At 33.3% G+C, this 18765-nt stretch carries 23 protein-coding genes and 1 other annotated feature; of the genes, 16 read left to right on the top strand and 7 right to left on the bottom strand.

All coding sequences use genetic code 11. The annotated features are described in order from the left end of the window. Positions 1-8: 8 nt before the first annotated feature. The 3 genes from EDD66_RS02150 to EDD66_RS02140 all read right to left on the bottom strand — a co-directional run bounded on the left by EDD66_RS02150 (position 9) and on the right by EDD66_RS02140 (position 2490). On the bottom strand, positions 9-1388 hold the full coding sequence (locus EDD66_RS02150; RefSeq protein WP_170164216.1) for a sensor histidine kinase: 1380 nt from the start codon (positions 1386-1388) through the stop codon (positions 9-11). Between the two features lie 2 nt (positions 1389-1390). Next, positions 1391-2047: a response regulator transcription factor gene (locus EDD66_RS02145; RefSeq protein ID WP_123607899.1), complete on the bottom strand. Its 657-nt coding sequence runs from the start codon at positions 2045-2047 to the stop codon at positions 1391-1393. A gap of 68 nt (positions 2048-2115) precedes the next feature. Continuing rightward, positions 2116-2490, bottom strand: coding sequence for a RidA family protein (locus EDD66_RS02140; protein ID WP_123607898.1), 375 nt, complete (start codon positions 2488-2490; stop codon positions 2116-2118). Between the two features lie 146 nt (positions 2491-2636). Between EDD66_RS02140 and spoIIID the strand changes: the two genes are divergently transcribed. The 8 genes from spoIIID (at position 2637) to EDD66_RS02100 (ending at position 9956) form a co-directional block, all read left to right on the top strand. Next, the gene (spoIIID, locus tag EDD66_RS02135; protein WP_123607897.1) at positions 2637-2903 is read left to right on the top strand and encodes a sporulation transcriptional regulator SpoIIID; all 267 of its coding nucleotides are present in this window, start codon (positions 2637-2639) and stop codon (positions 2901-2903) included. A 216-nt stretch (positions 2904-3119) separates the two neighbouring features. Then, a complete protein-coding gene (gene rsxC / locus EDD66_RS02130; RefSeq protein ID WP_123607896.1) occupies positions 3120-4445 on the top strand; it encodes an electron transport complex subunit RsxC in 1326 nt (441 codons plus the stop codon). After that, the gene (locus EDD66_RS02125) at positions 4442-5377 is read left to right on the top strand and encodes an RnfABCDGE type electron transport complex subunit D (protein ID WP_123607895.1); all 936 of its coding nucleotides are present in this window, start codon (positions 4442-4444) and stop codon (positions 5375-5377) included. The genes rsxC and EDD66_RS02125 overlap by 4 nt, the downstream gene beginning before the upstream one ends. Further along, on the top strand, positions 5374-6000 hold the full coding sequence (locus EDD66_RS02120) for an RnfABCDGE type electron transport complex subunit G (protein ID WP_123607894.1): 627 nt from the start codon (positions 5374-5376) through the stop codon (positions 5998-6000). The genes EDD66_RS02125 and EDD66_RS02120 overlap by 4 nt, the downstream gene beginning before the upstream one ends. Position 6001: 1 nt before the next feature. Beyond that, the gene (gene rsxE, locus EDD66_RS02115) at positions 6002-6778 is read left to right on the top strand and encodes an electron transport complex subunit RsxE (RefSeq protein WP_123607893.1); all 777 of its coding nucleotides are present in this window, start codon (positions 6002-6004) and stop codon (positions 6776-6778) included. A 13-nt stretch (positions 6779-6791) separates the two neighbouring features. Further along, positions 6792-7367 carry an electron transport complex protein RnfA gene (locus tag EDD66_RS02110; RefSeq protein ID WP_123607892.1) on the top strand — a complete coding sequence of 192 codons (576 nt, stop codon included), beginning with the start codon at positions 6792-6794 and terminating at the stop codon, positions 7365-7367. Between the two features lie 15 nt (positions 7368-7382). Next, the gene (locus tag EDD66_RS02105; protein ID WP_123607891.1) at positions 7383-8174 is read left to right on the top strand and encodes an RnfABCDGE type electron transport complex subunit B; all 792 of its coding nucleotides are present in this window, start codon (positions 7383-7385) and stop codon (positions 8172-8174) included. Positions 8175-8375: 201 nt separating this feature from the next. Then, positions 8376-9956, top strand: coding sequence for a helix-turn-helix domain-containing protein (locus EDD66_RS02100; RefSeq protein WP_123607890.1), 1581 nt, complete (start codon positions 8376-8378; stop codon positions 9954-9956). A 68-nt stretch (positions 9957-10024) separates the two neighbouring features. Here EDD66_RS02100 and fliD read toward each other — a convergent pair whose 3' ends face one another. After that, positions 10025-11290 (bottom strand): flagellar filament capping protein FliD, encoded by a 1266-nt coding sequence (gene fliD / locus EDD66_RS02095; RefSeq protein WP_123607889.1) that lies wholly within the window; start codon positions 11288-11290, stop codon positions 10025-10027. 315 nt (positions 11291-11605) lie between these two features. Here fliD and rpmG point away from each other — a divergent pair, with 315 nt between their 5' ends. The 8 genes from rpmG to rplL all read left to right on the top strand — a co-directional run bounded on the left by rpmG (position 11606) and on the right by rplL (position 16189). After that, on the top strand, positions 11606-11755 hold the full coding sequence (gene rpmG / locus EDD66_RS02090; protein WP_123607888.1) for a 50S ribosomal protein L33: 150 nt from the start codon (positions 11606-11608) through the stop codon (positions 11753-11755). Positions 11756-11819: 64 nt separating this feature from the next. Then, positions 11820-12029, top strand: coding sequence for a preprotein translocase subunit SecE (gene secE / locus EDD66_RS02085; RefSeq protein ID WP_123607887.1), 210 nt, complete (start codon positions 11820-11822; stop codon positions 12027-12029). 10 nt (positions 12030-12039) lie between these two features. Continuing rightward, positions 12040-12561, top strand: coding sequence for a transcription termination/antitermination protein NusG (nusG, locus tag EDD66_RS02080; protein ID WP_123607886.1), 522 nt, complete (start codon positions 12040-12042; stop codon positions 12559-12561). A gap of 102 nt (positions 12562-12663) precedes the next feature. Further along, a complete protein-coding gene (rplK, locus tag EDD66_RS02075) occupies positions 12664-13089 on the top strand; it encodes a 50S ribosomal protein L11 (RefSeq protein ID WP_123607885.1) in 426 nt (141 codons plus the stop codon). A 203-nt stretch (positions 13090-13292) separates the two neighbouring features. Continuing rightward, positions 13293-13985 carry a 50S ribosomal protein L1 gene (gene rplA, locus EDD66_RS02070; RefSeq protein ID WP_123607884.1) on the top strand — a complete coding sequence of 231 codons (693 nt, stop codon included), beginning with the start codon at positions 13293-13295 and terminating at the stop codon, positions 13983-13985. Between the two features lie 466 nt (positions 13986-14451). Further along, positions 14452-14979, top strand: a complete 528-nt coding sequence (locus tag EDD66_RS02065; RefSeq protein WP_123607883.1) for a GNAT family N-acetyltransferase — start codon at positions 14452-14454, stop codon at positions 14977-14979. 124 nt (positions 14980-15103) lie between these two features. After that, positions 15104-15241, top strand: a sequence feature (ribosomal protein L10 leader region). Positions 15242-15288: 47 nt separating this feature from the next. After that, positions 15289-15783 (top strand): 50S ribosomal protein L10, encoded by a 495-nt coding sequence (gene rplJ, locus EDD66_RS02060; RefSeq protein WP_123607882.1) that lies wholly within the window; start codon positions 15289-15291, stop codon positions 15781-15783. Positions 15784-15823: 40 nt separating this feature from the next. Next, positions 15824-16189, top strand: a complete 366-nt coding sequence (gene rplL / locus EDD66_RS02055) for a 50S ribosomal protein L7/L12 (RefSeq protein WP_123607881.1) — start codon at positions 15824-15826, stop codon at positions 16187-16189. 47 nt (positions 16190-16236) lie between these two features. On the opposite strand, the gene EDD66_RS18345 is transcribed toward rplL, so the two are convergent. The 3 genes from EDD66_RS18345 to EDD66_RS02050 all read right to left on the bottom strand — a co-directional run bounded on the left by EDD66_RS18345 (position 16237) and on the right by EDD66_RS02050 (position 18630). Then, positions 16237-16383: a hypothetical protein gene (locus EDD66_RS18345; protein ID WP_170164215.1), complete on the bottom strand. Its 147-nt coding sequence runs from the start codon at positions 16381-16383 to the stop codon at positions 16237-16239. Between the two features lie 137 nt (positions 16384-16520). Next, positions 16521-16664 carry a hypothetical protein gene (locus EDD66_RS18340; RefSeq protein ID WP_170164214.1) on the bottom strand — a complete coding sequence of 48 codons (144 nt, stop codon included), beginning with the start codon at positions 16662-16664 and terminating at the stop codon, positions 16521-16523. Positions 16665-16782: 118 nt separating this feature from the next. Then, a complete protein-coding gene (locus EDD66_RS02050; protein WP_170164213.1) occupies positions 16783-18630 on the bottom strand; it encodes a S8 family serine peptidase in 1848 nt (615 codons plus the stop codon). Between the last annotated feature and the right edge of the window lie 135 nt (positions 18631-18765).

Raw genomic sequence — 18765 nt, 5'->3', positions numbered from 1 at the left:
GTTGTAAATTAAAAGTTGATTTTTATTACAGTACCTATTTCTTCTTTGGAATCAATGATAAGCTCAATACCATGTAACTGGGCTATGTTCTTGCATATGGATAATCCAAGACCAGCACCACCTGTTTTTCTGGATCTTGATTTGTCTACCCGGTAGAAGGGCATAGTCACCATATTAATTTTATCGGCAGGAATTCCATGCCCATTATCCCATATTTCAATGACAGGTTTATGATTTTCTTCATATCCGCTTAGTTGAATGGTTCCTCTATTTGGTAAAGCCTGAATACTATTTTTAATTAAATTGCTTAATAGGATATAAATTAATGTTTTATCCATAGTAATATTTTCAATTTGAATATTGCTCAGGAATGTAATCTTCTTTTCCACTAATTGATGATAAAAAGTATCTTTTAAATCATTGAAAAGTTCCTCTAAATTTACCATGGATAAATCAATCTGTTTTTCCCTGGCCAATGTAAGAGTCATTAGTTTATTATATATTTCCTTCATTCTCTTCGCTTCCATATGAATGGAATTTGCAGCAATAAGGCGTTGTTCATTGGTGGTATTCACATTTAAAAGAAACTCTGAATACCCTTGTATAGAGGTAAGAGGGGTATTCATCTCATGAGCCAGATCATCAATAAAGGTTTGTTTCTCATTTGCCCGATCTTCCAGCTCCAGGGTTCTGGTTTCTACAGCAACTGCCATGTTATTAAAGGCGATCCCTAAATCATTAAATTCATCTTTGGTTTTTGGAATTCTCTCAGAGTAATCTCCCTGAGAAATTTTTATGGCGCCCTTTTGTAATATGCGCAGCGGACTGGTAATCCATTTGGAATACAAATAAGAGAATAAGCCTAAGATGATTGTTACAATTATAGTTAGTGTAAGAGCTAAATGGATATTTTGAGTTCTTGAAATATAAATATAACTAATATTTCTTGCATATATAAGAATAGAATTATTGTCCGGTGAAATCATAGTTGAAATTAGAATATAATGTTTAGAATCGTTCTCTATAATATGAGCCATTTTATTATTTTCATCCGCCGTTAATAAGTCTTTGTAGTCTGCTTCATCTATTGTTCCCAGTCCGTTATAGATACGTTCTTGTCCCTGATATAGTATTAGGTGGATATCTTTCTGAGAATAATAATCATCAAATCTTGACAGGACAGTTTTTATGGTTTCCTTTGAAGTAGTGGTTATATCCAAGCTATTAAGAATGGACAATTCTATGGCATCCAGTTCACTTAAGGAGCGTTCTTCTTCCCTTTTTACATTTTCCAAATGTGTATTATTAATCATGAAATAAATGCTGGCAGACAGAGTTGCTACAGAAAGTATTAATGTACTTAGAAATATTTTGATCCATAATTTCATAGTCATTGTACCTCCAGACGATATCCATATTTATATACTGTTTTAATCACATCTTCCCAATCTAATTTTTTTCTCAATCTTTGAATGTGCATATCTACAGTTCTGGTTTCTCCGATATAGTCATATCCCCATGCTAATTCCAGTAATCTCTCTCTTGTTAATGCCAGATTCCGGTTTTGTATTAATACTTCTAATAATGTGAATTCCTGAGCTGTCAGGTCAATATTCGTATCATTTTTCATGACTACATGTTCTTGTAAACGGACTTCTACATCTCTATATTTAAAAACATCATTGGTTTTTCCGTTCCTTCTAAGAACAACATTGATCCGTGCCAGCAGCTCCAGGGTTTCAAAGGGCTTCACAATATAATCTTCTGCTCCAAGATTCAATCCTTTTACCCTGTCATTTAAAGAATCTTTTGCAGTTAAAAAAATAACAGGGATTCCTGCTTCTTTAAATTTGTCTAACAAACGATAACCATCCTGGCCGGGAAGCATAATATCCAGAAGACATAGGTCAAAATGGTTATTTTTTAAAGATTCTATGGCTTCATGACCATCAAATGCCTGTGCCGCTGTATAACCTACCATCGTCAGATTCATTATGATTAAGTTGCTAATTAATTCTTCATCTTCTACAACAAGTATATGTGCCATAAATCTATCCTTTCTAAGAATTTTTAACCCCCTAGGTGAAGAATATTCAACATAGAGGGTTTTGTAATTTAAATTTCAGCAATTACTTCCACTTCGCAGAGAACATTCTTAGGAAGTTCTTTTACAGCCACACAGGAGCGGGCCGGTTTGCTAACAAAATAATTACTATAAACTTTATTAAATTCTGCAAAATCCGACATATCTTTTAAAAAGCAGGTAGTTTTAATTACTTTTTCAAAAGAAGATCCCGCTTCTTTTAAAACTTCACCAATATTTTTCATTACTTGTTCTGCCTGTATTTCAATATTTCCTTCAATTACCTCACCAGTAGATGGGTCGATTGGAATCTGGCCTGAAGTAAATAAAAGATTGCCAAAGGCAATTCCTTGGGAATAAGGACCAATGGCAGCGGGTGCATTGTCTGTATGAATAATTTTTAACATAAATAATACTTCCTTTCTGGTAATTTGTAATATCTTAAATTATAGATATAAATTTTCAATTCGTCAATAAAGTATATAATCAATAAGTACTAACCCTTGCTCTTGATGCATACAATGTAAAAACAAGTATCATAGGGGGATTCTTTTTGAAAGGATACATAGAAGAAAGAGCGGTGGATATCGCCAATTACATAATTGATTATAATGCAACCGTCAGACAAACAGCCAAGCAGTTTGGAATTTCAAAATCCACGGTACATAAGGATGTCACAGAGCGATTAATCCAGATAAATCCGTCACTTGCCCATAAAGCTAGACTTGTATTAGACCTTAACAAATCAGAGCGTCATATAAGAGGTGGCCTGGCTACTAAGGAGAAATATCTTCATAAAAGTACTGCAAATATACATTAACAGATGGTGGAGTATAAAGAGAACCAAAAGGAATTGCATCCTATTTTTAGTGATTGCAATTCCTTTTTGTGTTTTGATATGTGAATAATTTATCATTTATTGCAATCGTATATTGAATGTATTAGAATTAATGTATCACTATCTGTGTACATTATACAGGATAATTTATGCAGATTAATCATCAAAAAGAAATATACGTAGAAGAGAGGAAATAAGATGGGACTTTTGACTTTTAAAGGTGGTATCCATCCTAATGATGGAAAAGACTTATCAAAATCTGAAAAGATCAAGACTTTACTACCTAAGGGCGAGTTAGTATTTCCCCTTTCGCAACATATAGGTGCACCTGGGAAACCGGTTGTTGCGGTAGGAGACAAAGTTGTAGTTGGGCAAATCATTGCTGAAGCATCAAGTTTCATATCAGCCAATGTAATTAGTTCAGTATCTGGAACAGTAAAAGCAATTGAAAAGAGATTGTCAGTATCTGGAGATAAGATGGAGTCAATTATCATCGAAAATGATAATGAGTATAATACAATTGATGGATTTGGAACTCATAGAGATTATACAAAATTATCAAAAGAAGAGATAAGAAATATTGTGAAGGAAGCAGGTATCGTTGGTCTAGGCGGTGCAGGATTCCCAACACATGTAAAACTTACTCCAAAGGATGACAGCAAGATTGAATATATACTTGTTAATGGGGCTGAATGTGAACCTTATCTGACGTCTGATTATAGGGAAATGTTAGAAGAGCCTGAGAAGATTGTAGAAGGCCTTAAAGTAGTAAAAAGATTATTTGAAAATGCAAAAGCACTTATTGTTATTGAAGATAATAAGCCTGATGCTATTGAAAAGATAAAACAAGTTATTAAACCAGAAGATGAGATTGAAGTAAAAGTACTGAAAACAAAATATCCCCAGGGTTCAGAGCGCCAATTAATAGGGGCAGTAACCGGGCGTAAAATAAGTGCTGGTCAACTTCCGGCAGAAGTAGGATGCCTTGTAGATAATATTGATACTATTATCGCCATCTATAATGCTGTGTGTAAAAATATACCGTTAATCCGTAAGATTATTACTGTGACAGGGGATGCAATCGCTAATCCAGGCAACTTTAGTGTTAGACTAGGGACGAATTATACAGAACTGCTTGAAGCAGCCGGCGGTTATAAAACAGAACCTGCGAAAGTAATTTCTGGAGGACCTATGATGGGAATTTCACTATTCTCTATTGATGTTCCGGTGGTTAAGAATTCTTCTGCACTATTATGCCTGACAAAAGATGAAGTGGCAGAATATGAACCAACACCATGTATCAAATGTGGTAATTGTGTATCTGTCTGTCCATGTCGTTTAGTTCCACAAAAGATGTATGAATATGCGATTCATTCAGATCATGAAGGATATGAGAAAATGAACGGTATGGAATGTTATGAATGTGGATGCTGTTCTTATATATGTCCAGCAAAAATTCGATTAACACAGGCATTCAAAGAGACTAGAAGAAGTATCATGAAGGAAAGGAGTGCTAAAAAGTGAGTAATCTACTGAATGTATCAGCATCACCTCATATTAGAAGAAAAACTACATCTTCAGATCTTATGTTTGATGTAATTCTCGCATTAATGCCTGCATCTTTATATGGTGTATATCAATTTGGTTTAAATGCTTTTTTAATCATAATAACATCTATAGCAACATGTGTTTTATCCGAGTATACTTATGAAAAACTTATGAAAAAACCAGTAACTACGGGGGATTACAGTGCTTTCTTAACAGGTCTGCTATTAGCACTGAATTTACCTTCCACGGTTCCTCTTTGGATTCCGGTAATTGGTAGTGTTTTTGCAATTATAGTTGTAAAACAATTGTATGGGGGCTTGGGTCAGAACTTTATGAATCCGGCTCTTGCAGCAAGATGTTTCCTGTTGATCTCTTTTGCCGGCAGAATGACAACATTCACTTTAGACGGAGTATCGGGAGCAACACCTCTTGCCATGTTAAAAGAAACTGGGGAAACAGTAAGTTTGACCAGCTTATTTGCAGGTAATATCATGGGTACGATTGGGGAAACATCAGCGATTGCATTATTAATTGGTGCTATTTACCTTATTGTTAAGAAAGTTATAAGTATCAGAATTCCACTTACTTACTTAGGAACATTCCTTATATTTTTAATAATATTTGGGGGACAAGGGTTTAATATTACCTTCTTATTATCCCACTTGCTTGGTGGTGGTTTAATTTTAGGAGCATTCTTTATGGCTACGGATTATGTTACCAGCCCGATTACATTAACAGGACAAATTGTGTATGGTATTGTACTGGGTATTTTCACAGGAATCTTTAGAATCTTTGGTGGATCGTCTGAAGGTGTATCTTATGCAATCATATTCTGTAATTTATTAGTTCCTTTGATTGAAAAAGTTACAATTCCGGTGCCATATGGGAGAGGGAGGAAAACGGCATGAAGTATACTAAAATAATAAAAGATGCACTTGTTTTATTTGTGATAACGTTGATTGCTGGTGTTGCCCTTGGATTTGTATATGAGATAACAAAAGAACCAATTAAAGATGCAAAGGCAGCAGCCAAGCAGGAAGCATATCTTGCTGTTTATGGTGATGCCAAGAACTTTGAACAGAATGCTAAATTAGATGAAACAGTAAAGCAATATGAAGCTATTTTAGCTGAAGGTGGCTATTCTAATGTTACTATTGATGAAGCATTAGAAGCAAGAGATGCTGGTGGAAATGTAATCGGTATGGTATTAACTGTAACTACAAAGGAAGGTTATGGTGGTGATATTACTATAACTCTTGGTGTCAGTAAAGATAAGTTAGTAAAAGGAATGGAAATACTTACTATCAATGAAACTGCCGGCCTGGGTATGAAAGCCAAGGAGGATAAGTTTAAGTCACAATATAAAGAAAAAACAGTGGATCAGTTTATTGTGACAAAGACTGGTTCTACTGCTGATAATGAAGTTGATGCACTTAGTGGGGCAACAATTACATCAAATGCCGTAACTGGTGCTGTGAATGCTGGTATCTATTTTGCCAATGCTTATATAGGGTTAGGGGGAGAACAATAATATGAATAAATATTTAGAAAGATTATTTAATGGAATCTTTAAAGAAAATCCTATCTTTATATTAATGCTTGGCCTATGTCCAACATTAGCGGTTACGACTTCAGCTAGTAATGGTCTTGGTATGGGACTTACAACAACAGCGGTGCTTATGGGTTCCAATATATTAATTTCTATGCTTCGTAAGGCAATTCCCGATCGAGTGAGAATGCCTGCGTATATCGTTGTAGTTGCATCTTTAGTAACAGTTGTTCAATTTTTATTAGAGGCCTATCTTCCTGCACTTAATGAAACTTTAGGGATATATATTCCACTAATCGTTGTTAACTGTATTATCCTGGGTAGAGCTGAGTCCTATGCTGCAAAGAATACCATAGGTCTATCCGCTCTTGATGGGATTGGCATGGGATTAGGATTTACAATAGCACTTGCTTCTATTGGTGCAGTCAGAGAAATAATTGGAAATGGATCTATTTTTGATAAGATTATTATGCCTAGTTCTTATGAACCGGCTATTATCTTTATCTTAGCTCCGGGAGCTTTCTTTGTTCTATCAATTTTAACAGCACTTCAGAACAAGTTTAAATTAAAATCTGCTACAAATGGTGTTAATGGATCAGTTACTGGTTGTGGAGCACATTGTGCAGGATGTAGCAGCAGCAATAATTGTTCAGCAATAAATGGAATTGAAGAAGCAAAAATGGTTGCCAACAATGCAGAAAAATTAGTAAAAGAAAAAGAAGCTGAGAATAACGATTCATTAAAGAGCAATAGGGAATAGGAGGAGATTTAATATGAAAGAATTGTTAATTATTTTAATTGGATCAGCATTAGTAAATAATGTAGTGTTAAGTCAATTCCTTGGGCTCTGTTCCTTCGTAGGAGTTTCTACAAAAATTAAAATAGCAGCGGGAATGGGAGCAGCAGTAATTTTTGTTATGACAATTGCATCTGCAGTAGCGAGTATAATTTATGATTTAGTTCTTGTTCCGGCAAATTTAACATATATGCAAACTATCGTATTCATTTTAGTTATTGCTGCATTGGTACAATTTGTGGAAATGGTACTTAAAAAATATAGTAAAGGCTTATATAATGCTCTTGGAGTATACCTTCCATTAATCACTACAAACTGTGCGGTACTTGGTGTTGCACTCATTAATGTTAAGAAAGATTATGGTTTCGTAACTAGTGTAGTAAATGGAATAGGAACAGCTTTAGGATATACAATTGCAATTATTATTATGGCTGGTATTCGTGAAAAGATGGAACATAATGACATACCACTTTCCTTTAAAGGTTCACCAATCGTTTTAGTTACTTCAGGTCTTATGGCGATTGCCTTCTTTGGATTTGCTGGTTTACTATAATAGGAGGAAACGGATATGAGCATTATTGGCGTTATAATTGCAACCCTGGTAGTAGGTATCACTGGCTTAATTATAGGTATATTACTAGGAGTGGCAGGAGAAAAATTCAAGGTTGAAGTAGATGAAAGGGAAATACGTATTCGTGAAGCTCTTCCTGGATATAATTGTGGTGGATGCGGATATGCAGGATGTGATGCCCTGGCAGCTGCAATTTCATCCGGAGAGAAACCTGTGGATGGATGTCCTGTAGGAGGCGCGGCTGTAGCTGAAAAAGTTGCAGAAGTTATGGGTGTAGAAATCAATGAGACGGAAAAGCAGGTTGCTTTCGTAAAATGTGCCGGAACTTGCGATAAAACAAAGAATAAATATAATTATTATGGAATTGCAGACTGTAGAAAGATTGAATATGTTCCCGGACGGGGAGAAAAGCAATGTATTTACGGATGTATGGGATATGGAAGTTGTGTGAGGGTCTGTCCATTTGACGCAATTCATATTGTAGATGGTATTGCTCTTGTTGATAGAGAAAAATGTACTGCCTGCAGCAAGTGTATTGCAGAATGTCCTAATGATCTAATTGAATTGGTACCTTACACTTCAGAACAGCACGTACGCTGTAACTCCAAAGATAAAGGTAAAGACGTTAAATTATCATGTAGTGCAGGCTGCATTGCCTGTAAACTATGTGAAAAAGTTTGCCCTACAGGAGCAATAAAGGTAAATGATAATATTGCACATATTGACTATAGCTTATGTAACAATTGCGGTGAGTGCGCAAAGAAATGTCCTGTAAAAGTTATTTCGTAGTTTAACATATGATTTTAAGAAAAGAGCCAAGTTTCCCTGAAACATGGCTCTTTTAATACTATGCTTATTCTTTTCTTTTTTAATAAACTGTTGTACAATTATATTTAGTATAGGAAGAAATAAATTCATACTCTTAATTCAAAAAGTATAACAATAGCAATCATAGAATGATTTCTTAGTTTACAGGTGAGGGCAAGATTAATGTATAAAATATTAGTAGCAGATGAAGATGCTCAAAATGCCACGATAATAGGTAGAATGGCAGAAAAAATGGCCAGAAAGATAAAACTTATAGAACATACTGCATCGGGAGGAGAAACGATTCAAAAGATAAAGGAGCTAAAGCCGGATATTCTGGTTTTAGATGTAAAATTATCTGGTATAAATGGGATTGAAGTAGTAAGAAGAATCCGGGTATTTAATAAAAAGGTCCATATTATCATCTTGACTTCTTATTCTTATTTTGAACTGGCTAAGGAATTCATTGGATTAAATGTGGATGGGTACTTGTTAAAACCAATTAATACAGAGGAGCTCCTGCGTACATTAAGTGCAGTTTTTCACAAGATCAGTGGAGAAGAGAAAGAAAGAGAAATAGCGTATCAAAAAGAAATGGATAGGGTAACAGGACTTAAGTTCACGGAATATAGTCTGATATATTCCCTTCTTTTTAATGGAGATTATCAAAGTTCCATAGGGCTTTATACTAACCTGCTGGGATTAGAGTCGGAAGGTTATGTAATAGATGTAGAGTTAGGACATCAATTTATTGAAAAATCAAAAAACGGAGATAAATTATCACTGGTGCTTTACGAATGTATTAAAAATATCGTATCTAAGCATCACACTTGTGTTGTAGGACCGTGTATAGTAAACCGGCTTGTTGTCTATGTATGTGATAAAAAGAGTCCTGATACTGAGAAGCAAAAGCAAAAGATCTTAAAGTTATGTAACCTTATCATTAAAAATATTAAAGAACAATTGAACATTGTTGTTTATATTGGGGTTGGAGGAATTTATGGCATAGAGCAATTGTATTTATCTTATGAAGAGGCAATTAAAAGTCTGAGGTATAAGAGAGATGATTTTAGAGAAAGTATTCATATTGCAGATATTGAAGATAAAATGACAATTGTACATGATAGTTATATAGAATTGGAACGACTGCTTATTGAAAGTGTGAAAACAGGTCAATCAGATTCCATGGATTATTTTACAAGCTTATTAGATATGCTGAAAGTACTGTCCTTAGAAGACAGGAAGAACAAGATAATTGAATTATTAATATTAGCATGCCATTCTGCAAGAATAGAGGGACCGAATGAAGGTACTTTCCTGGATTACTTGAGTTATATTGAAGAATTAAGAGACATTCAGGAGACAAATCTGGATGGCTGGGCCTATCGAAAACTGCAGTATTTAATAAAAACCATTCGACTAAGAAAGACAGCAAAAGTTCCTTATGTGATTCACAGTGCCATTGCTTTTATTGAAAAACATTATACAGAATCTATTTCACTGGAAGAAGTTGCGAATCATGTTGGCTTGACGCCCCAATATTTCAGCACCTATTTTAAAGAAGAGATGGATTGTAACTTAATAGATTATATTACAAAATTAAGGATTGAGAAAGCAAAAGAAATCATTCGTAATTCACAAATGAGTGTACAAGAGATCTGCTTTATAGTAGGATACCATGATCCTAATTATTTTAGCAGGATTTTCAAAAAATATGTTGGTGTCACTCCTACTAAGTACAAAAAAGAGTATGGGGGAGTATAATATGGGTTTGAACTAATAACTTAAAAAGGTGCTGCATTTTGTAACAGCACCTTTTTTCAATATCTGAACTAACAATAGTAATTATATATCATACCGCTATATAAAGATATGATATATGGATTATAATATATAGGTTTTGCTATATTGGGATAAGTAACTACTTTCTTATCAAGATAAATCATAGGATCCAGCATGATTTGATTCAGCTTGTATTTAAGTTTTGCAATATAGCCATCTTCATTTAATAAAAGTTCTTCAATTGCTCCATCTTTGGCAGCAGAGTAAGAGAGGGAATCATCTAATATTATACTGCCGGTATCATCAAGGGCTAATCCACAAGATTCTAATTCATTTATATAATCTGTAAATATATGATGCAGCTCATTTTTGAGTATGGCAGAAGTTTTCTGGGTGTCTCCCTGATTGCTTATTAAGTCAATTAGATTATTATAAGTGTTGATGATAATAGAAAAACTCTCAAGTATTTTATCTGTGTCGGGAGTATAAGTGATTTGGATTTCTTCGCTTGATGTCTGATGGAGGGAGATTTTGATTATTTTATTATAAGTAAAACAATTAGAGATTGATTCTTTTTCTATTCCGTTAATCTCAAATTTTGAGTTCTTAGGATATTGAAGAACATTATCTAATCCAAAATATTCTACAATCCCACGGGAATTAATGTCTGCAGGAATATCTTTAATAGTAAAAGCCAGCTGTCGATTGGAACCTGTAAATTCAGCTTTTAAGACACTTTGAACCGTTTCTTTCTTATGGTTTTCCACAAAGGATGCAATAACACCTAATTTAGAACGATTAATGAATTTTATTAATTTCAAGAGATTTTCTTTGTTGGTGCATTTCTCTGTAATGTTAAATTGAAATTCATAAGTATTATCTTCTATATCTATAGTAAAAGAATATATCCCAATTGGCAGACTACTATTATAAGTAGATACTTCATTGCCGGAGTTTATTTGAGATAGTGCAAGAGAATTTACTTTAAGGGTAAATTCTTCCGGCAGTTCTTCATAGTTTGAGCCGATAATATCAACATGAGCAATTTTATCATTACTGGAACTTGCTTTTTTATATTGAAATACGGAATCCTTGTTATCCCTGTTATATTGATTTAATATTGAATTTAATTTAATGGTTGATTTTTTTAAGGACAAAGCATATGCCCTGTTCTCTTCGGATAATTCAAACATATAGAGAGGAGAACGGGTGCTGAATTTAATTACCTTATTATATATAGATCTCTTAATATTTAATCTATGTTTTCTTTGGTTTATCTGATCTAAATTAGTTTTTGACTGATCATAATAAATCATAAAAGCGATCTCCTTTCTATAAATATTGTTATGCAATATAAATAATGAATTATCACTATTATATAGCTATATTCGACTTTTGTACACAAAAAAGTGATAGGATACTATAAAATTTCTATTTTACCTGAATAAGGATTATAAAAATATATAAAATAATAATACTTGCAAATTTTATTTAAAAGTGTTAAACTGATAAGCACTTCAAATAAATATTGACGTAGGAAGAAGATTATGATATATTAGACTAGCGATGGAAGAGGTCTTTTTTTTATGCCTAAAAACAAGTAAAACGAAATTTAAGCGGAGGTGGAAGTCGTGCGCGTAAGAATCACATTGGCATGTACAGAATGTAAACAACGTAATTATAACATGACGAAGGATAAGAAAACTCATCCTGACAGAATGGAAACTAAGAAATATTGTAAGTTCTGTAAATCACACACAACACACAAAGAAACTAAATAATTATATCTAAGATTCATAATGGACAAAGGATATGCTTTGTACTAAGTGAAAAGGAAGTGACGAAATGGGAGAAACTGCAAATACTACAGAGAAAGCCCCAAAGAAAAGTTGGTTTAAAGGTCTTAAATCAGAATTTAAGAAAATCGCTTGGCCTGACAGAGAATCACTTACAAAACAAACAGTGGCTGTAATTGCTGTATCCGTAGCTTTAGGTATAATTATCGCCATAATTGATTATATTGTTCAATTTGGTGTTAAGTTCTTAATAGGATAAGGGTGATTATATGTCAGAAACAAATTGGTACGTTGTTCACACATATTCAGGATATGAGAACAAGGTGAAAGCCAACATTGAGAAAACAATTGAAAACAGAAAGCTTCAAGACCAAATATTAGAAGTATCTGTTCCTATGCAGGATGTTGTTGAAGTTAAAAATGGTGTTAAGAAGCAAGTTCAGAAAAAGTTATTTCCTGGCTATGTACTTCTTAATATGGAAATGAATGATGACACATGGTATGTAGTGCGTAATACCAGAGGTGTTACAGGATTTGTTGGTCCTGGATCAAAACCGGTTCCATTAACTGAACAAGAGATGAGAAACATGGGAATTAAGAATAGAAGTAAAGATGTTCTTATTGACCTTGAACTTGGAGATACTATCATGGTAGTATCCGGAGCGTGGGAAGGTACCACTGGTATTATCAAACAGATTAACAATCATAAACAGATTGTTACTATTAATGTAGATATGTTTGGTCGTGAAACACCTGTGGAAATTAGTTTTACGGATATCAAAAAGTTGTAAACGAGAAACATCTAGTCACTAGGTTAATGATAATCAGTGAACATAACTAGATGGTGGGAGGGAAATTCCCGCAAACACCACAATTACAGGAGGTATGCTATAATGGCAAAGAAAGTTACAGGTTATATTAAATTACAAATCCCTGCTGGAAAGGCTACACCAGCACCACCAGTAGGACCAGCATTAGGACAACATGGTGTAAATATTGTTCAATTTACAAAAGAATTTAATGCGAAGACTGCAAACCAGGATGGAATGATTATTCCAGTTGTTATTACTGTATATCAGGATAGAAGTTTTAGCTTCATTACTAAAACTCCACCTGCAGCAGTGTTATTAAAGAAAGCTTGCAATCTTAAATCAGGATCAAGTGTTCCTAATAAAACAAAAGTTGCTACAATTACAAAAGCAGAAGTTCAAAAAATCGCTGAGCTTAAAATGCCAGATTTAAATGCAGCAACAATTGAATCAGCAATTAGTATGATTTCCGGTACTGCAAGAAGTATGGGTATCACAGTAGTTGATTAATTAGAAATTCGCAAAGCGTATTTCTAATAGTTATAAAATTAGAAACTTATTATCGTTTTTAGCTAAGTAAAAAGATTTCATACGGCAAAGATACAAAAAGTTCATTAGCAGAACTTATAATCATAGGTAATGAATTATTATTAATTCAGATGCCAACACGTGGGAGGGTTAACTCCCGATAATACCACTAGGAGGTTAAAAGAATGAAAAGAGGAAAGAAATACGTAGAAGCTGCAAAACTTATAGACAGAGCTACTCTTTATGATACAGCAGATGCGATTAATTTAGTTAAAAAATCAGCTGTTGCAAAATTTGATGAAACAGTAGAAGCTCATATCAGACTTGGTGTTGATGGACGTCATGCTGACCAACAGGTTCGTGGTGCGGTTGTATTACCACACGGTACAGGTAGAACAGTTAAAGTTCTTGTATTTGCGAAAGGTGATAAAGCGACTGAAGCAGAAGCAGCAGGAGCAGATCATGTTGGTGGTGAAGAATTAATCCCAAGAATTCAAAATGATGGATTCTTAGATTTTGACGTAGTTGTTGCAACTCCAGATATGATGGGTGTAGTTGGACGTCTTGGTCGTGTACTTGGACCAAAAGGTTTAATGCCAAACCCTAAAGCAGGAACTGTTACAATGGATGTTACAAAAGCTGTTAACGATATTAAAGCAGGTAAGATCGAGTATAGACTTGATAAAACAAATATTATCCACGTGCCAGTTGGAAAAGCTTCATTTACTGAAGAACAATTAGCGGACAACTTCCAAACGCTTATGAATGCAATTAATAAAGCAAAACCAGCTTCAGTGAAAGGTCAATATTTAAGAAGTGTTACATTATCTTCTACAATGGGACCTGGTGTTAAATTAAACACAATGAAATTAGCTTAAGGTTTAGAATATTAAATTGTATGATAGATTAACCCCTGGGTATTTTACCCGGGGGTTTTTGTGGTTTAAACCTATGTAGTTTAACCGATATGACGCTTTGCCTCTAGGGGTTAATAGAAGCCTTGGTATAAATAATCATTCGGGCTGCCTTTCCCTCCTGATGGTATGTTCTTTACAAGCCTCTAAGCTGAGAATAATGAATGCCATGGACATTCATTATCCTTAAGAGTCTTGACAGAACATGAACACCATCATCGGCCGGACGACGCCCAAATGATTATTTATACTAAGGCTTCATTTAGGTTATGAGGCAAAGCTGGTTATGAATAAACACGTATATCTGCTGTACCATAAATTCGTATATTTAGAAAATAAAATGGTAGTAATTTATGAGTTGTTAGAGTACAATAATTATTAGTTTACAGGTGAATTGTGGGTTATAATAATATTGTGAGGATAAGTATTTATGAAAACACCAATTTTAGATACTAAAAGATTGATTTTACGTCCACTCTGTATGGATGATGCTGAAAGGGTATTCAGCTGTTGGGAAAATGATCCTGATGTTGCGAAGTATATGTTCTGGGTCAGTCATGATGATATAAACAAGACGAAAAGCTGGGTAGAGTGGGAAGTAAGCAAGATTGTCTCAGATGACTGGTATCGATGGGGATTTGTAGAAAAAGAAACAGGACTTTTAATTGGGACAGGACTTATATATTTGGAAGAAGAGTATGGAAAATTTGAGATAGGATATAATCTGGGAAAAGAAGCATGGGGAAAAGGATATGCCACAGAGGCTATGAAAGAGACGATAAAGTTTGCTAAAGAAAAATTAGAACTGAGAGAAATAGTAGGAAGACATGCCAAAGAAAATACAGGTTCTGAAAATGTTTTAAAGAAATTAGGTTTTGAATATGTGAAGGACATTTCTTATGAGTGTAATCATGGCAAGGTCATCATGGAAGGGAAAGAGTATATTTTAAAAATATAAATCCATAAAAAAGATCTATTATTGAGAGATTAAATTTTTAGGAAAGAGAAATACTTTTGATAAATTTTGTTGACAAACCTATCATTCTATGATAATCTAAACAAGGTTCAAAAATTAAGAAATTAATTTAGACCCAAAACTGCCGAAGACAGTAGGTGCCGCAAGGCATAAGGAGAAAACGCCTACCGAGGAATATAAGAGATCATAATGATGACTTATTTTAACCTCTCTGTCTTTGATAGAGAGGTTTTTTATCGGCGGTACACCCTGGGGCGAAAGCCCAAAAATCTATAAGGAGGTACACAAAGAATGGCAAAGGTAGAATTAAAACAACCAATTGTTGAAGAAATCAAAGGACATGTTGCAAATGCAAAATCTGCAGTGTTAGTTGACTACCGTGGCTTAACTGTTGAAGAAGACACTGCTCTTCGTAAAAAGTTAAGAGAAGCGGGTGTTGTATACAAAGTATACAAGAATACAATGTTAAAACGTGCTTTTGAAGGTACAGTGTTTGCTGAATTAGACAAACACCTAGACGGACCAACTGCAATCGCTTTTGGACTTGATGATGCAACTGCACCAGCAAGAATCTTAAATGATGTTGCAAAAACAGCACCAAACCTTGAATTCAAAGCAGGTATGGTAGAAGGAACATATTATGATGCAGAAGGTATCAAAGTGATTGCTACTATCCCATCAAGAGAAGTTCTTATTTCCAAATTACTTGGAAGTTTACAATCACCAATTACAAACTTCGCTCGTGTTCTTAAGCAAATTGCTGAGAAACAAGGAGAAGTAGCGTAGTAAAACATTAAATAATAAAAATTAATCGGAGGTAATTATAATGACAACTCAAGAATTTATCGAAGCTATTAAAGGCTTATCAGTTTTAGAATTAAATGATTTAGTAAAAGCATGTGAAGAAGAATTTGGTGTATCAGCAGCAGCAGGTGTTGTAGTAGCAGGACCAGCAGCAGGCGGTGCAGCTGAAGAAGAAAAAACAGAATTCAACGTAGAATTAACAGACGTTGGAGCTAACAAAGTTAAAGTTATCAAAGTAGTTCGTGAATTAACTGGTTTAGGATTAAAAGAAGCGAAAGACGTAGTTGACGGCGCTCCTAAAGTAATTAAAGAAGGCGCTTCTAAAGAAGAAGCTGAAGAAATGAAAGCTAAACTTGAAGCAGAAGGTGCTAAAGTTACACTTAAGTAATATCACAAAAAATACTCTCACTTATGTGAGAGTATTTTTTTGTTATCTTATTTTCTTAATTCAAGATATCCATAACCATTATTACAGATACCAGCCCATTCCAGAATGGAAGAAAGAGCAGAAATTGTTCTAAGAGTAGATTCTCCCATTTTAATTCCATAAGCTTTCCAGATCAACACTCGTGAAGCTTCCATCTTCCCAAATAGGAAGTCTTGAAAGAATTACTTCTATATTTACTGGTAAATTTTCGTCTTCCTTATTAAATTTTAATAATTTTATAGAGTGTTTCATGTTAGTTTTTATTGTAAGTTAATAGTTTGGAATTTTAAAATTAATTTAGTGTTTCGAGCGCATTTGCTATCATGCCGCCAATATTGGTACCAGCATTTTGAATTGCTGCAGCAATAATGATTCCCGCAATAATTATTGAAATTGCAAGAATAGTTTTCCCTATGATTTCTTGATAATCTTTCATATTAAATAACCTCCTAAAGTTTGAATAATTTACTGATTTAGACTGAGTGTATTATACAATAAAAATATATATAATTCTATTATATTTTAATTCTTATGATCTTGTACAAAGAAGGAATTCATTTTTGGTCATTAACAATTATATATAAATATTTGTGCTTTTTATTGAGTAGTTGTATTTTTATTCGACAGTTTCCTTTTTGATTAGCAGTTACTTTTCCATAATTAGATACAGAAGCAATATTATCATTACTTGAACAATATTTTATTTCATCTGTTGCATTAGTGGGAATCAATTTATACTCTATTTGATATCTTTCACCAATCTTTAGGTGTACTTTTTCAGTTCTTAAGAATAATTTCTTTCCTTGTATATTATGTAAAAACATGGTTAAAACTTTTTCATTCCCCGAATAGTCGCTGGAATATAATGTATAGAACCCCTCTTTGTCAAGTATGATTAAATTGCTATTAATAGTATGCCCTATTGTTCCGCGGGAAAAATCACTAATAAGTTTCTTCCCATTTAACCATTTGGAAAGGCATATTTCTGAACCTCCCTTATCTATAATGATCGGATTGACCATAAACTTTTTGCCATTATAGACATAAGAATACATAATTGATGGCTCAACAATATCTATTTTTAACTGACTCAAATTGCCAATTATCTTTGTTGTGTTCAATATACCTGGATATTGAACATAATCTTTTAATAAACTAATATTATCCAAAGATTTTGTAATTATATTCTTAACACTAATAGGGTATGTATAATTTTGATATGAATATAAAAGTGCAGCAATCGAAGTGATGTATGGAGTAGCAATAGATGAACCATTCATTTGATTATAGTTTCCACCTACAATAGTACTAAGTATGTTTGTTCCGGGTGCAACAACATCAACGCTATTTTTTCCATAATTTGAATTACGTTCTAATTTATTTTCTTTATCAGTATAAGCAATTGATAATATATTATCTAAATCAAATGATGCTGGATAAACTGGATTAACATCATTATCATTACCATTATTGCCTGCGGCTGTAACAAATAACATATTTGATTCTCGAATAGTTTTTTCTAATATTCTACTATAAGTGTAACCACCTAAACTCATATTACAAATTTTAGCTCCGTTCGCAGTAGCATATTTTATTGCAGAAATTGCTGCTGCAATTGAGCCGTTGCCATCAGCTCCACCTTGTATTTTAAGACTCATAATTTTTATATTCGAATTCAATTTACTAATATTTATTAATTTTACATAATTAGAAACAATTATTCCTGCAACATGTGTTCCATGATTGTCACAATCATTTGGATTGGATACATACTCTTTTGTCTTATTATTATACTTGTAAGAGCATAATGTATTATCGTTATTATAAAAATCCCACCCATTAATATCATCAACATAACCATTAATATCATTGTCTATACCATCATTTTCAATTTCATTAGTATTTATCCATATATGATTCTTTAAATCAGGATGAAGTGTATCTATACCTGTATCAATAACAGCAACTATAATGTTATTATCATTTATTTGGTTTTGAAATATAAGAGTATCATTTTTAAGGTTATTTGTTATATTGCCAATATTATTATTTTTTAGAATATAATTCGGTTCAGCTTCTATGATCATTGGTAAATTATTTAATTTATGCAATATTACATCCATATCTTGATCTGCTACTTTTAATTGAACAAAATTTTCATTTATAGCCACACTCTGTGCTATTATATCTTCATTTTCTAATATTTTTTTTAAAATATTATCATTTATGCTAGTTTGAAAAAGTACATTAATTTCTCCTTGTAAAAATTCGGTTTTGCTTATCGATTTTTTACCACAATTATATATTAGAACATCGCAAAGCAATATAAGCGATATTATAATATATAGTAGTAAAAAATTTCTAAAAGTCTTATTTATAATAATTACTGAATTTACCACCATATATTTCATCCTTTTTTACCTTATTTAGAGTACTTCTACGTAGAATTTGTTAAAATATTTAAAAATAACACATCCAACAAATTATTATTGGATGTGTTAAAACTAGTGCTTTTATAATCCAAACCTACTATCACT

This window comes from Mobilisporobacter senegalensis, from assembly GCF_003752155.1.
Lineage (GTDB): Bacteria > Bacillota > Clostridia > Lachnospirales > Lachnospiraceae > Mobilisporobacter > Mobilisporobacter senegalensis.
The sequence above is the reverse complement of the archived record's forward strand: the minus strand, read 5'-3'. Positions and strand labels throughout refer to the sequence as shown.